This is a genomic window from Orlajensenia leifsoniae (genome assembly GCF_004570845.1).
GTDB lineage: Bacteria > Actinomycetota > Actinomycetes > Actinomycetales > Microbacteriaceae > Orlajensenia > Orlajensenia leifsoniae.
Genome location: NZ_SPQZ01000001.1, coordinates 123,359 through 137,927, shown reverse-complemented (window position 1 = coordinate 137,927; position 14,569 = coordinate 123,359). Strand labels below are relative to the sequence as shown.

Here is a 14,569-nt window from a genome sequence, read left to right as displayed (position 1 = left end):
GGATGACTGCGCCGGCTGACCGAGCGTCGGCCGGCGCAGCCCCCACCCGCCCGTGACGACAGCATCGAAAGGCACCACCATGAGCGTCACAGCTCCTCTCATCCCGGCCGAGATGACACCCCCGCCCCGGCGGCGCCGGCGCACGTCCGGCCGGGCAGGGATCGGATGGCTCTACGCCCTGCCGACGGCCCTGTTCGTGCTCTTCCTGTTCATCCTGCCGCTGCTGCTGGTCTTCAAGATGTCGGCTTCCGACTGGCCGCTGCTCGGCGGCGACCAGGGCTGGAACTTCCCCGAGAACTACGCGAGCGCCATCAGCAACAGGTTCTTCCTCGACTCGGTGCTGTTCACCCTGAAGTACACGGTGCTCGCGACCATCCTGCTGATCGGTCTCGGCCTCGGCCTCGCCCTGCTGGTGCAGGAATCGAGCCGGTGGAAGGGCTTCCTGCGGGCGTCGTTCCTCATCCCGAGCGCCCTCGGACTCGCATCCGCCTCGCTCCTCTTCTACGTGCTCTACTCGCCCATCGCCGGGCCGTTCGCCGAGCTCACGCAGGCCTGGGGATTCACCTTCCTCGGAACCCCGGATGCCGCCCTCTGGTCGACGCTCTTCCTCATCGTCTGGCGCTACGCGGGCTTCTACATGCTGCTCATGCTCGTCGGACTGCAGGGCATTCCCGACGAGGTGTACGAGGCGGCCCGCATCGACGGCTCCTCGCGCTGGCAGACCTTCCGTCACGTGACGATCCCGCTGCTGAAGCCCACGCTCGCCCTGACGACGGTGCTCTGCGTCACCGGTTCGCTGCTCGCCTTCGAGCAGTTCTACATCCTCACCAAGGGCGGGCCGGACAACAGCACGATCACCGTCGTGCAGCTGATCTACAGCGTGGCCTTCCAGGGCCAGAACGACCTGGGAGTGGCCGGCGCCCTGTCGGTCATCGTGCTCGCGGCCCTCGTCGTGATCAACATCGTGCAGATCCGCGGCTTCAGCCGGAAAGTGGAGGACTGAGCCATGACCAACACCCTCGCCCGACCGCCCCGCACCGAGACGTCGTCGATCGCCTCCGTCGCTCCCCGGCCGCACCGCCGTCGCTACTCTGTCGCCGGCATCGCGCTGCAGATGCCATTCTGGGTCTTCACCGGCGCGATCGCCATCATCTTCCTCTACCCGCTGGTCTGGACGGCGGTGTCCTCCGTGGCCCCGCTGGCCGGCACCAACCAGACCGACGGCTGGGGCCTCGGCAACTACATCACCCTCGCCAACTACCAGGACGGCATCGGGCAGTACATCCTCAACTCGGTGTTCGTCTCGCTGCTCACGGTCGTGCTCACGCTGGTCATCTCGCTGCTCGGCGGGTACGCGTTCGCGCGCTTCGAGTTCCGGGGCAAGAACACGCTCTTCCTCGCGACCATCGCGATCCTCATGGTGCCCTACGCCACTCTCCTCATCCCGCTCTACGTGCTGCTGAACATGGTGGGGCTCTCCAACTCGCTGGTGGGAGTGGCGCTGGTGCTCACCATGTTCCAGCTGCCGTTCTCCACCTTCATGATGCGCATCTCGTTCGAGTCCATCCCGCGCGAGCTCGATGAGGCGGCGATGGTCGACGGATGCACCTCCTGGACCGTGCTCTGGCGCGTGCTCGTTCCGGCCGTGAAGCCCGGTCTCATCACCGTGGGCCTGTTCGCCTTCCTCGCGGCCTGGAACGACTTCATGGCCCCGCTCATCCTCATCAACGACTCGGCTCGCATGACCCTGCCGTTGGCCATCTCCAACCTGCGCGGGCAGGTGCAGGGCGTCGTCGACTACGGCGCCACCGAGGCCGGCGTCGTCGTGCTCGCACTGCCGTGCATCCTGCTCTTCCTCATACTGCAACGCCACTACGTGCGCGGATTCATGTCCGGCGCCTTCAAGGGATGACCATGACCACCACCACACGCATCATCGCGGCCCCCGTCGTCCCGTCCACAGGAGCACTGCGCCCTCTGGGAGTCGACGAGGTGCACATCACCGACGGATTCTGGGCCGAACGCCAACGCGTCAACGGGGCGGCAACGCTGCCCCACATCGAGCACTGGCTGGAGAAGGACGGCTGGCTCGGCAACTTCGACCTGGCGGCATCCGGAGCCCTGCCCGCAGGCCGCCGTGGCCGCGAGTTCTCCGACTCCGAGGTCTACAAGTACCTCGAGGCCGTGGCCTGGGAGATCGGTCGACGGGGAACGGATGCCGCTCTCGAAGCCCGCTTCCGCGCCGTGGTCGACCGTGTCGCGGCGGCGCAGGAGTCCGACGGCTACCTGAACACGAACTTCGGTCGTCCCGGTCAGGGTGCACGCTGGTCCGACCTCGAGTGGGGTCACGAGCTGTACTGCCTGGGCCATCTCTTCCAGGCCGCCGTGGCGCGAGAGCGCACCCGGCCGGGCGCCGACGACGGTCTGCTGGCTGTCGCGACGCGCGCGGCCGACCTGGTCTGCTCGGTGTTCGGCGAGAGCGGCATCCAGTCGGTGTGCGGGCACGCTGAAGTCGAGGTCGGGCTGGCCGAGCTCGGCCGGCTCACAGGGGAGCCTCGCTACCTCGCGCAGGCGGCGCTGTTCGTCGACCGGCGCGGCCACGGCACCCTCGCCGACATCGAGTGGGGGCGGTCGTACTTCCAGGACCACGTTCCCGTGCGCGACGCCGACGCCCTCACCGGGCACGCCGTGCGCGCCAACTACCTCGCGGCCGGTGCTGCCGATGTCGCCGTCGAGAGCGGTGACCGCGCGTTGCTCGACGCGCTCCGGCGTCAATGGGATCGGACCATCGCGCGTCGCACCTACGTCACCGGCGGCCAGGGATCGCACCACCAGGACGAGGCCTTCGGCGACGACTGGGAGCTGCCGCCGGACCGCGCGTACTCCGAGACCTGCGCTGGCATCGCGTCGATCATGTTCAGCTGGCGCCTGCTGCTGGTCGAGGGTGCCGGAGCCGCCGACGCCCGCTACGCCGACCTCATCGAGCGCACGCTGTTCAACGTCGTGGCGACCTCGCCATCGGAGGAGGGCACGGCGTTCTTCTACGCGAACACGCTGCACCAGCGGCGGCCGGGGGAGCCGGCATCGCCCGACGTCATGTCGCCTCGGGCGTCGTCGTCGCTGCGTGCACCGTGGTTCGAGGTCTCGTGCTGTCCGCCGAATGTCGCCCGCACCTTCGCGAGCCTCGCCGGGTACCTCGCCACGACGGATGACGACGGCCTGCAGCTGCACCAGTACGCGCCGGCGTCGATCCGCACGCATATCGCCGGGGGGCGCGACATCGCCATCGACATCGCGACGCTCTACCCCGACGACGGCACGATCACCGTGACGGTGGTCGACGACGTCCCCGAGCCGGTCACCATCGCGCTGCGCGTGCCCGCGTGGGCGGCATCCGCGGGTCTGACTCTGCGGGGCATCGACGGCTCGGTCGAGTCGCTCGAGGCGGCGCCGGGCTACGTCTCGGTGCGGCGGGCGTTCAGCGCCGGCGATGTGCTCGAGCTCAGCCTCCCGATGGCGGCGCACTTCACCGTGCCCGACCCGCGCATCGACGCGATCCGCGACACCGTCGCCGTGGAGCGTGGCCCGATCGTCTACTGCCTCGAGTCGACCGACCTTCCGGCGGGCGGCGACGCGTTCAGCGGGCTGCAGGTCGACAGGGCGACGCAGCCCGCCGACGGCGAGTCGGGCGTCGCCGTCGTCCTCCGCTCGGCGTCGGCTGAGACGTCGGGGGCGACCGATGGGGGCTGGCCGTATTCGTCGACGGATGCCGCTGCTCCGGCCGCGGCCCCCATCACCGTGAACCTCGTGCCGTACCACCGCTGGGCCCAACGGGGTCCGTCGACGATGCGCGTCTGGCTGCCTGTGCACCACGCGCGATGAGACTCGGGCTGCGGCGATCGTCCATGACGCCGCAGCCCGTCGGGCTTCCGAGCGCAGAGGCAGCGACGAAGTCGCCGCCGAAGCGGACCGAGTCGCGCGTCGGCCGCAGACGTCGTCCGGGCCTCAGCGAGCCGAGATCACACGAAGGGATCGACCAGCGCGGTGTAGCCGCAGCCGAGGCAGCGCAGCGAGATCAGCATGCCGATGTCGTCGCCGCCGATCACGCCGCCGTTCATGGCGTCACCGCACTGCGGGCAGGGCTCGGGGCTCACGAACCGCGGATCGTCGCCGTCGTCGATCTCCATGCGACTCAGCGCAGTTCGGCCAGAGCCATCGCACCGTTGAAGACCTGGCGCACCCGCCACGACGAGACGCCGCGGTGCGCGGCGATCCGTTCGGCGGCGTCTTCAGCTTCTGCCTCCGAATGGAAGGTGCCGACCAGCTGCGGCATGGTGTCGAATTCGATGACGTACTCCACCCGTTCAGGCTAACCGCGCGCGGAGTGCGGTGTGGCCACTGCGCGGGAACGACGAAGCCCCCGATCACGAGATCGGGGGCTTCGGACGACGGATGCCGCAGGGCGGCCGCCGAGACTAGCGCCGGTCGAACCGAGCGCCGGCCGGGTCGGACTCGAGGATGAAGAACACCAGCACGATGATGCCGCCGACCAGCGGGATGAGGCCGAGGAACCAGAAGCCGCCCGAGCGGTTCGTGTCGTGCAGGCGGCGCCAGCTGATCGCGAGCGTCGGAACGAGGACGGCCAGACCCCAGACGACGTAGACGATCGTCATGATGATCCCGAAGGGCGAGGGGTTGAGCACGGCGGCACCGGTCGTGGCGTCAGTCGTGACGCCACCGCTCGTGATGCCGACGAGCAGGAGGATGTACAGCACGGTGCTGACGATGACGAGGAAGAGATACGACCACCAGAACTCGCTGCGGCTGGCGCGGCCCGAGAAGGTGGCGTACTTCGACCAGAACCGCGAGATGGCCTGACCGAAGGAGGCTCCGTAGAGGGGAGCGTCGAGGGGAGCCGCGGGTGCGGGAGGAACTGTGGTCATCGGCTGGTCTCCAGAGGTGAAGGGTCAAGGCAGGTGAAGCACCCCCACGCGGTGCGTGTGGCAGCACCGAGCGTGGCAGATGAGCGTGCCTCAGGCGGGGAGGCGCGCAACGTGAGTTCACACTGGGGCGTCCGATGTCGGCGCGCTTCGGCGTCGTTCACCTCGGAGTGACAGACTGGGTCGCCAATTGCACCACTGACGATGGGATTGATCGAATGGCGAAGAACAAGCTCGAGAAGGCCGCGAAGAAGGCGCTGGACAAGGCGAAGGACGCCGTCGCCGAGGCCAAGCGCACGGCCAGGAAGGCTGGTGCGAAGGCCAAGCGGCGGGCGGCCAAGGTCGAGGCGGAGCTGAAGCTCCTCGCTGCGAAGATCGAGAAGGACGCCGCGAAGCGCGCGAAGAAGGATGCCCGCGCGAAGAAGGCCGCGTCCGCGACGGCAGCGCCCGCCACCGTGAAGAAGCCTGTGCCCGCGAAGGCTGCGCCGTCGACCAATGCACCGTCGAAGCCCGCACCGGCGAAGGCGGCCCCCACGAGGGCGACGAAGCCCGCGAAGGTCTCGGTGCCGAGCGAAGACGACGTCGTGATCGTGCCGGCCGTCGCCGAGCCGGCCCCGGCCGAGGTGAACACTCCCACGAAGACCCGCGCCAGCGCCCTCACCGACGAGGCCGCCGAGCGCGGCGACCTCAGCGCACTCACCGTCGTCCAGCTGCGCGGACGAGCCCGCGAGAAGGGCCTCACCGGTTACGGGAAGTTCACCAAGGCGCAACTCATCGCTTCCCTCGCGGACTGACGCCGGACATACGATCGCCCGTGGGTAGCCGCGCTGAACTCGCGGGCGCGCGCCCGTGATTCGATGCGAGTTGGAGTGAGACAGTGACCGCACCCCTCGCCGGAGTCCTCGATCGCGCCGCCGACGCGCCTGCGCCGCGCACTCTCCTCGACGTCCTGCGCGAGACGACGGCTGAGCATCCGGACTCCTCGGCCATCGAGGACGCCGTCGGCGCGCTGAGCTACAGGCAGCTCATGGCCGCCGTGGTGCAGTCGGCCGCCCGCCTGCACGAGGCGGGCGTGCGCCGCGGCGACAGGGTCGGCATCCGCATGGAGTCCGGCGCGCGTGAGCTCTACATCGCCATCCTCAGCGTCATCGCCGCCGGCGCCGCCTACGTTCCCGTCGACGCCGACGATCCCCAGGAACGCGCTGACCTCGTCTTCGGCGAGGCGAAGGTGGTGGGGGTCATCTCCGGGCGCGGAGGCTTCATCGCCTCTGAGCGACTCGAGGCGACTCTCGATGCGACTCCCGATGCGCCGGATGCGGCGACGGATGCCGTCCCGGCCGTCCCGCTCTTCGACGGCGCCACCGCCCACCCGAGCACCCACGCCACGCCCATCCTCACGTCTCCGACCGTCGACGACGATGCGTGGATCATCTTCACCTCGGGGTCGACGGGCACACCGAAGGGCGTGGCGGTCACCCACCGCTCGGCGGCGGCCTTCGTCGACGCGGAGGCGAGGCTGTTCCTCCAGGGCGCCCCGCTCGGGCCCGGAGACAGGGTGCTCGCCGGACTCTCCGTCGCCTTCGACGCCTCGTGCGAGGAGATGTGGCTCGCCTGGCGATACGGAGCCTGCCTCGTCCCGGCACCGCGCTCGCTCGTGCGCTCGGGCATGGACCTCGGACCGTGGCTCGTCACGCACGGCATCACCGTCGTGTCGACGGTGCCGACCCTCGCCGCCCTCTGGCCGGTCGAGTCCCTCGAGAACGTGCGTCTGCTCATCTTCGGCGGCGAGGCCTGCCCGCCGGAGCTCGCCGAGCGCCTCGCCTCCGCCGAGCGCGAGGTCTGGAACACCTACGGCCCGACCGAGGCGACCGTGGTGGCGTGCGCCGCCCTGCTCGACGGATCCGTTCCCGTGCGCATCGGCCTGCCCCTCGACGGGTGGGCGCTCGCCGTGGTCGACGCCGCCGGCAACCCCGTCGCCGACGGCGAGGTGGGCGAGCTCATCATCGGGGGAGTCGGGCTCGCCCGCTACCTCGATCCGGCGAAGGACGCCGAGAAATACGCTCCGCTGCCGAGCCTCGGCTGGGACCGCGCCTACCGCAGCGGCGACCTCGTTCAGTTCGACCGCGCCGGCCTCGTCTTCCAGGGCCGAGCCGACGATCAGGTGAAGGTGGGCGGCCGCCGTATCGAACTCGGCGAGGTGGAGGCCGCCGTGCAGGCGCTCCCGGGCGTCACCGGTGCCGCCGTCGCCGTCCGCCGCACCGATGCAGGCAACCAGGTGCTCGTGGGCTACATCGCCGTCGCCGACAGGACCTCCTTCGACCAGGGTGCCGCCCGTGCGCGCCTCGCCGAAGAACTGCCCGCCGCCATCGTGCCGCTCCTCGCGATCGTCGACGAGCTGCCGACGCGCACCTCGGGCAAGGTCGACAAGGCGGCGCTGCCGTGGCCGCTGACCACGGAGGGCGCGGCAGACGCCGACGGCGACTCCACGACCCAGTGGCTCGCACAGCACTGGCTGGCCGTGCTGGGCGTGCCGGCATCCGGACCCGATGCCAGCTTCTTCGACCTGGGCGGAGGGTCGCTGTCCGCGGCCCAGCTCGTGACCCGCATCCGTGAGCGCGATCCGGAGTTCACGGTCGCCGACATCTACGACTACCCGCGCCTCGGCGCCATGGCCGCAGAGCTCGACACGCGGGTGCGCGCCCAGACCGACGAGGGAGCCGCGACCTTCCGCGAATCGGCTCCCACTCCGCGCTCGACGCAGTGGCTGCAGACCCTGGTCGGCATTCCGTTGTTCATCCTGCGCGGGGTGCGCTGGCTGATCTTCCTGCTGTCGGCCGCGCAGATCCTGGCCTGGATCAGCGACGACTTCGCCTTCCTGCCCGTCGTGCCGCTGTGGATGCTCGTCCTCGGCATCCTCGTCTTCGTCACCCCGTTCGGGCGCATGGCGATCGCGGTGGTCGGAGCCCGGATGCTGCTCTCCGGCGTCGAGCCCGGAGACTACGCCCGCGGCGGCTCCGTGCACATGCGCATGTGGCTCGCCGACCAGATCGCCCACCAGATCGGCGCCGTCGGCCTCGCCGGAGCGCCCTGGGTCAGCTACTACGCCCGCGCCCTGGGTGCGAAGATCGGCCCCAACGTCGACCTGCACACCATGCCGCCGGTCACAGGCATGCTCACGATCGGGGAGGGCGCCGCCGTCGAACCCGAGGTCGACCTCGCCGGCTACTGGATCGACGGCGACGTGGTGCGCATCGGCCGCATGCGCATCGGCGCCCACAGCACCATCGGCGCTCGCAGCACGCTGCTTCCGGGCGCCCGCATCGGCAAGTACGCCGAGATCGCACCGGGATCGGCGGTGTTCGGGCGCGTGCCGTCGGGCCAGCGCTGGGCCGGCTCACCCGCCGAGCGCGTCGGACCTGCCCCGGCGCGACGCGACCGCCCGGAGCCCGCACGCCGCACCCGCTGGCTGTGGGCCTACGCCGCGGCCTCGCTCGTGCTCTCGCTCCTGCCGATCATCGCCTTCGGTGCCGGTGGCGTCGTCATCGCCGCCGGGATGCGCGGCGCCGACGACCTGGGTGAGGCCGCGCTCGCCGCCGCAGCCTGGCTCGTGCCGGCGACCCTGGTGACCGGCGTCGTCTTCGCCGGGCTGGTCGTCGTCCTGGTGCGACTGCTCGCCATCGGTCTGAACGAGGGGCGCCACCCCGTGCGCAGCCGCATCGGGTGGCAGGCCTGGAGCACCGAGCGCCTGCTCGACGCCTCCCGCACGCTGCTCTTCCCGCTCTACTCCAGCCTGTTCACCCCCGTCTGGCTCCGGATGCTGGGAGCCAAGGTGGGCCGAGGAGTCGAGGCCTCGACCGTGCTGTTGATCCCGTCGATGACCACGATCGACGACCACGCCTTCCTCGCCGATGACACGATGGTGGCGTCCTATGAGCTGCAGGACGGCTGGATGGTCGTCGGACCCGCGCGCATCGGCAAGCGCGCGTTCCTCGGCAACTCCGGCATGGCGGCCCCGGGGCACAGGGTGGCGAAGGACTCGCTCGTGGCCGTGCTCTCGGTGGCGCCCGCGAAGTCGAAGGCCGGGTCGTCGTGGCTGGGCTCGCCACCCGTGCGCCTGCGCCGCGCGAACGTGGCCGGCGACGAGACGCGCACCTACAACCCGACGCCCGGCCTGCGGCTCGCCCGCACCCTCTGGGAGCTCTGCCGCATCCTGCCCGTCTTCGTCACCTGCGGCATCGGGCTCGGGGTGTTCTTCGCGCTCGCCGTGCTGGTCGAGTCGACGGGCCCCATCGTCACCGTGCTGCTGAGCGGCGTCGTGATGCTGGTCGCCGGGGGAGTCGCGGCATCCGTCACCACCATCGCGAAGTGGGTGTTCGTCGGCCGCATCAGGGTGGGGGAGCATCCGCTCTGGTCGAGCTTCGTCTGGCGTACGGAGGTCTCGGACACCTTCGTCGAGATGGTCGCGGCACCCTGGTTCGCACAGTCGGCCGCAGGAACGCCGGCGCTCGCCGTGTGGCTGCGCACCCTCGGCGCATCGATCGGCCGTGGCGTCTGGTGCGACAGCTACTGGCTGCCCGAGGCCGACCTCGTGCGCCTCGGCGACGGATCGACCGTGAATCGCGGCTGCGTCGTGCAGACCCACCTGTTCCATGATCGAATCATGAGCATGGATGTCGTCTCACTCGACGCCGGAGCGACCCTCGGGCCGCACAGCGTCATCCTCCCCGCCGCCCGCATCGGCGCGCACGCCACCGTCGGCCCCGCCTCGCTCGTGATGCGCGGCGAGGAGGTACCCGTCGGCAGCCGATGGAGCGGCAACCCGATCGGACCGTGGCGCGTCGTCTCGACTGCGGACTATCACGTGCGGGTGCGGTGATGGCTGCCGGCGGAGTCGGTGCCGAGAGCGCCGGTGATTCCTACCTGCCTGCCAGCGGCAACGGCGGATACAGGACGCTCGGCTACGACCTCGACCTGAAGTACCGCATCAGCACGAACCGGCTCACGGCGACCGCAGCCATCTCGGCCGTCGCCACCCAGCAGCTCAGCCGCTTCAGCCTCGACCTCGTGGGGCTCCGGGCGTCGCGCGTGAGCATCGGCGGACACCGGGTGGATTTCCGGCAGACCGCCACCAAGCTCCGGGTGACCCCGGTGCTGCCGCTCGTCGATGGGGAGTCGTTCGTCGTCACCGTGGAGTACGCCGGCGCCCCGCGGCCCCGCCGAACCCGGTGGGGGACCCTCGGCTGGGAGGAGCTCGAAGACGGACTCCTCGTGGCCTCGCAGCCCTCGGGTGCCCCGACGTGGTTCCCGTGCAATGACCACCCGTCTGACAAGGCGAGCTACCGCATCCGTTTCGAGACGGAGGCCGCCTATCGGGTGGTCTGCAACGGGAGGCTCACCGACTTCCGTGTGGTGGCCGGACGCGGCCAGTGGACCTACGAGCAGCCGGAACCGACGGCCACCTACCTCGCGACCGTGCAGATCGGGCGGTACGCGGCAACCGACCTGGGCCTCGGGAGCACCGCGGGCACGCTCTACTTCCCGCCGGCGATCGAGCGGGCCGTGCTCGCCGACTTCGCCGACGTTCCCCGCATGGTCTCGGTCTTCGAGCAGGCGTTCGGGCCGTACCCGATGGAGTCCTACGGCGTCGTGGTGACGGCCGACGTGCTGGAGATCCCGCTGGAGGCCCAGGGTCTCGCGGTGTTCGGGTCGAACCACGCCGACGGGCGCGGGGGATCGGAGCGCCTGGTCGCCCATGAGCTCGCCCACCAGTGGTTCGGCAACAGCGTGGGGCTCGCGGCGTGGAAGGACATCTGGCTCAACGAGGGGTTCGCCTGCTACGCCGAGTGGATCTGGTCGGAGGCTTCGGGCTCGGTGAGTGCCGACGCCCTCGCCCGCCAGTACCGGGTGGAGCTCTCGCACCTGCCGACCGACCTCATCGTCGGCGATCCCGGAGCGGCGCACATGTTCGACGACCGCGTCTACAAGCGCGGGGCGCTCACCCTGCATGCTCTGCGCCTGGTCGTGGGCGACGCGGCGTTCTTCGGAGTGCTGCGCGCCTGGACCACCCTCAAGCGCCACGACACGGCGTCGACGGCGGAGTTCGTGGCGCTCGCCGAGGCCCAGACGGGTCTGGCGCTGGGCGCTCTGTTCACGGCGTGGCTGTACGAGCCCGCGCTTCCGGCGCTGCCGGCGGCCTCGGCGCGCTGACGGCGTCGGCGATGGCGACGCTCACGACGGCGCGCCTGCGGAGGCCCGAGCCGATGCTCCGGTCGAGCACGGTGTAGCCGGTCTCGCTTCCGGCGACGGATGCCGTGAGTCGACCGGCCGCGCGCTGCACCGTGACGGCTCGGGGGTCGGCGAGCAGGCCCCGCCCATCGGCCTTCAGCACGGCCTCGACGCGGGTCCAACGGCGGAGGGTGGCGCTGGCCGTTCTGCCACCCCGGGCTCGGGATCCCGGCTGGACCGGCACGAGCTCGTCGATCGCTCTCAACCGTTCGCGGGAGCCGGCGATCGCCTCCACGTCGATCCCGACGGCGGACCCTGCCGTGGCCGGAAGGATCACGGCGACGACGAGGTCGGTGGTGTGCGAGAGGCCGGTGTGCGGGGCGGGCGCGCCATGCTCGTTCATCGCGCCGGCCGCGCTGATCCTGGGGATCCCGTGCGGCCCGCCGCAGCTCGGGCACTCCGCCTGCACCGTGATGGCCTCGAGCGGAAGGCCGAGGAGGTCGGCGCTCAGCTCTCTGAGCAGCATCCGCCCGACGAGGAATCGGTCGCGCCGCTCATCGCTCGGCTCCGACTCCCAGCGGGCGCGCTCCGGCGCACTGAGGACATCGAGGATGCGGTGTCGCCGCTCGTCGCTCGGTGTCGACGCCTCCCAGCGCACGATGGCGCTGCTCATCGGTGCGCCCTACGCGACCTCTTGCGAGGACTGGGCGCGCAGCTTCTGCTTGGCGCCCCGCTCGACGAGGACCGGCACGTAGGCGCGCACGGGACGACCGTCGTAGGCGTGATGCTCACTGTCGACCACCGCCTCGACGTCGGCGCGGGGAGCATCCGGGAATCGGGTCGTCAGGCGGGACACGATCTCCGCAACGGCCTCGTCTTCATTCGGGGTCTTCATATTTCGAGTGTCCAGCAACATTCTCGGCGACGCAAGGTCGCTCGAGGAACGTGACGGTGAACTCGGAGCGGAACGGATCAGCTCCGCTTGTGCCGAGGCTCGTCGCGGTGCTTCGCCCCGAATTCCTCCACGGAACCGCCGCCGAGGGCGCCGTACTCGGTCTCCGCCAGCCGCGCGGCGTCGTCGCCGTTGAACGCCTCCGGCGCCACACCCTCTTCCGTCTCGTAGTTCTGCCCTCGGTACGGGTCCTCGATGCGGAGCATCTCCTCGTAGCCGTCGTCGTCGTTTCTGCCCATGACGGCAGTCAACGCTCCGCCCCGGCGACATTCAAGCGAACATCGGGTGAACGCGGAGGCGGTGCGGTCATCGGATGCCGTCGAGGTAGGGCGCGAGTCGCTGAGCGAGCGCTGGAGCCAGGATTCGGGAGAACGTCGCGGTGAGGTGGTGCTCGTCGGAGTAGACCAGGGTCTGGCCGATGACGGCGGGGCAGGTGGAGTCGTTGCAGAGGTAGTCGGTCAGGTCGATGACCACGGCGTCGTGCTGAGCCGCCGCAGCGCGCTGGGCATCGCGGATGGCGGGGTTGAGTGCCGTCGAGCGTGGGGCGGAGCATCCGTCGGCGTCGTCCAGATGAGAGGAGAGGCACACCACGGGGGAACTCGGGAACTCGGGAGAGTCGGCCAGCATCACCACGAGGCTGGAGGCCGGCAGGCGGTCGAGGACTGCTGAGAGCCCGGTCGTCCAGTCGTCCCGCATCACGGCCGCGTTCCTGCCGGGCTGCGGTCCGAGATGGTTGGCCAGCACGATCACGTCTGGGGGATCCGCCGTCAACCGTGCGATGGCGTCGTCGCGCCAGAGCGAGCAGGAGGGGTTGTCCGTGGAGGTCCAGGCGGTGACGGTGTCCTCCGACCGGCATCCCGACTTCGTGTAGGTGTCGAGCCTGTAGTCCAAGGCAGCGGCCGCACGGTCCAATGCGGGGAACCAGCGGCCGGCGTGGGAGTCGCCGAACAGCGCGATCGTGCGCGAGGACTCGACAGCGCCGAAGGAACAGGTGACCACGGCCGCTCGGCTCTTGTTCTGCTGGCATCCGTCGGTGTAGATGACGCCGGTGTCATCGACGGCGGCCGCGAGCGTCGGAACCACGTTGGCCGGGACGAAGGCCGTGCCCGTCGGGAGCTCGCTGACGGGGGTCTCCTGCTCGACGCGGTCCGAGGTGAGGGGCAGTCGAGCGGCGGCCGCGCCCCCGACCGACAGACAGGTGACCACTGCCACGATGACGGCGAGCGCGACGACCAGAACCGTGCGTGGGCTGCTCCGGCCGGTACGGAACGGCGTCTCGACGAACCTGTTCAGCAGCCACGCCACGGGCACCGACACCACGACGAGGGCGAGGCCGACGGTCAGCGGAAGTGGTTCGCCCAGCCCGTGGTGCTCGTGGACGAGCACGAGGATCGGCCAGTGCACGAGGTAGAGCGAGTAGGAGATGGCGCCGACGAACTGCACCGGGCGGCGCGCGAGCAGTGAGGCGGCCCCGCCGGCTCCGGCGTCCCCTGTGGCTCCGGCGCCGCGGGTGGCGCCGCCGAAGCCGATCACGAGGGCCGCCCCGAGGACGGGCAGCACTGCGGCGACGCCGGGGTAGGCGAGGTCCGGTGTGTAGATGAGCGCAGCGAGCAGGATGGCCGCGAGGCCCACCCAGCTGAACGCTCGAGCGACCACGGCCGGAACTCGGGTGAGCAGGGCGGCGCCGCCCGCGATCAGAGCACCGACGCCGAACTCCCACGCGCGGGTGTGCGGCGAGAAGAAGGCCAGCGACTGGGAGTCGGTCGTGGTCAGAACGCACGCGACGAACGAGACGACTGTGACGATACCGATCGCGGCCATCAGCACCCGGCGCGATCGCCGCGCGAGGAGGAAGACCGCGAGGAGCAGCGCCGGCCACACGATGTAGAACTGCTCCTCGACTCCCAGCGACCAGAAGTGCTGGAAGGGCGACGGAGCCGTTCCGGCGAGGTAGTCGGTCTCGCGCACCGCGAAGAGCAGGTTCGGCACGGAGAGGGCCGAGGCGACGGCATCCTGCAGGATCTCGACGAGCCGCAGCGGCGACACGAGGACGAAGGCCGCGACAGCAGTGGCGAGAATCGTGACGAGGGCGGCCGGCAGGATGCGCCTGGCACGGGCGGCATAGAAGCCGACGACGTCGATCCGACCCGCCCGGCGCAGCGACTCGACCAGATGGCCGCTGATGAGGAAGCCGGAGATGACGAAGAACACGTCGACGCCGATGAAGCCGCCTGGAGTGAACGGCAGGCCGGCATGCTCGAGGAGCACCAGGACGACCGCGACGGCGCGCAGGCCTTGGATATCAGCGCGGAACGGTCTGCGCGTCTTCGTCGGCACATCCGGCGGGGCGGGATCGACCCGCGATGCCTGACGACTGTCGACGCTCATCATCTCCCCCACCGTGGGCGGCTGCCCGCGCGGAGCGTAACAGGGCCGGAAGAACCGCAGGAGA

Annotated in this window: 13 protein-coding genes; 6 read left to right on the top strand and 7 right to left on the bottom strand. The window is 70.4% G+C overall.

What is annotated here, in order from left to right; genetic code table 11:
• Positions 1–79: 79 nt before the first annotated feature.
• The 3 genes from E4M00_RS00675 to E4M00_RS00665 are packed head-to-tail and all read left to right on the top strand — an operon-like array spanning position 80 to position 3,882.
• Positions 80–1,003, top strand: coding sequence for a carbohydrate ABC transporter permease (locus E4M00_RS00675; RefSeq protein ID WP_135118652.1), 924 nt, complete (start codon positions 80–82; stop codon positions 1,001–1,003).
• A gap of 3 nt (positions 1,004–1,006) precedes the next feature.
• Positions 1,007–1,912: a carbohydrate ABC transporter permease gene (locus tag E4M00_RS00670; RefSeq protein ID WP_135118651.1), complete on the top strand. Its 906-nt coding sequence runs from the start codon at positions 1,007–1,009 to the stop codon at positions 1,910–1,912.
• Entirely contained in the window at positions 1,909–3,882 is a 1,974-nt protein-coding gene (locus tag E4M00_RS00665) for a glycoside hydrolase family 127 protein (RefSeq protein WP_135118650.1), read from the top strand. Before E4M00_RS00670 ends, E4M00_RS00665 begins: the two co-directional genes overlap by 4 nt.
• Before the next feature lie 137 nt (positions 3,883–4,019).
• Here the strand turns inward: E4M00_RS00665 and E4M00_RS17745 are convergent, their stop codons facing one another.
• The 3 genes from E4M00_RS17745 to E4M00_RS00660 form a co-directional block, all read right to left on the bottom strand.
• Positions 4,020–4,187, bottom strand: a complete 168-nt coding sequence (locus E4M00_RS17745; protein ID WP_157497832.1) for a hypothetical protein — start codon at positions 4,185–4,187, stop codon at positions 4,020–4,022.
• A gap of 5 nt (positions 4,188–4,192) precedes the next feature.
• Complete coding sequence (locus E4M00_RS17740) at positions 4,193–4,360, bottom strand: hypothetical protein (protein ID WP_167756778.1); 168 nt, start codon at positions 4,358–4,360, stop codon at positions 4,193–4,195.
• Between the two features lie 115 nt (positions 4,361–4,475).
• A complete protein-coding gene (locus E4M00_RS00660) occupies positions 4,476–4,943 on the bottom strand; it encodes a DUF805 domain-containing protein (protein WP_135118649.1) in 468 nt (155 codons plus the stop codon).
• Between the two features lie 215 nt (positions 4,944–5,158).
• Here E4M00_RS00660 and E4M00_RS00655 point away from each other — a divergent pair, with 215 nt between their 5' ends.
• The 3 genes from E4M00_RS00655 to E4M00_RS00645 all read left to right on the top strand — a co-directional run bounded on the left by E4M00_RS00655 (position 5,159) and on the right by E4M00_RS00645 (position 11,147).
• Entirely contained in the window at positions 5,159–5,734 is a 576-nt protein-coding gene (locus E4M00_RS00655; RefSeq protein ID WP_135118648.1) for a hypothetical protein, read from the top strand.
• Positions 5,735–5,817: 83 nt separating this feature from the next.
• Positions 5,818–9,816: a Pls/PosA family non-ribosomal peptide synthetase gene (locus E4M00_RS00650; protein ID WP_135118647.1), complete on the top strand. Its 3,999-nt coding sequence runs from the start codon at positions 5,818–5,820 to the stop codon at positions 9,814–9,816.
• Complete coding sequence (locus E4M00_RS00645) at positions 9,816–11,147, top strand: M1 family metallopeptidase (protein WP_135118646.1); 1,332 nt, start codon at positions 9,816–9,818, stop codon at positions 11,145–11,147. The genes E4M00_RS00650 and E4M00_RS00645 overlap by 1 nt, the downstream gene beginning before the upstream one ends.
• Here E4M00_RS00645 and E4M00_RS00640 read toward each other — a convergent pair.
• The 4 genes from E4M00_RS00640 to E4M00_RS00625 all read right to left on the bottom strand — a co-directional run bounded on the left by E4M00_RS00640 (position 11,089) and on the right by E4M00_RS00625 (position 14,505).
• Positions 11,089–11,838 carry a 4'-phosphopantetheinyl transferase family protein gene (locus tag E4M00_RS00640; RefSeq protein WP_135118645.1) on the bottom strand — a complete coding sequence of 250 codons (750 nt, stop codon included), beginning with the start codon at positions 11,836–11,838 and terminating at the stop codon, positions 11,089–11,091. The genes E4M00_RS00645 and E4M00_RS00640 overlap by 59 nt on opposite strands.
• 9 nt (positions 11,839–11,847) lie before the next feature.
• Positions 11,848–12,060 carry a three-helix bundle dimerization domain-containing protein gene (locus E4M00_RS00635; protein WP_056166566.1) on the bottom strand — a complete coding sequence of 71 codons (213 nt, stop codon included), beginning with the start codon at positions 12,058–12,060 and terminating at the stop codon, positions 11,848–11,850.
• A gap of 77 nt (positions 12,061–12,137) precedes the next feature.
• Positions 12,138–12,356 (bottom strand): hypothetical protein, encoded by a 219-nt coding sequence (locus E4M00_RS00630; protein WP_135118644.1) that lies wholly within the window; start codon positions 12,354–12,356, stop codon positions 12,138–12,140.
• 67 nt (positions 12,357–12,423) lie between these two features.
• A complete protein-coding gene (locus E4M00_RS00625) occupies positions 12,424–14,505 on the bottom strand; it encodes an acyltransferase family protein (protein WP_167756777.1) in 2,082 nt (693 codons plus the stop codon).
• Positions 14,506–14,569 lie beyond the last annotated feature (64 nt).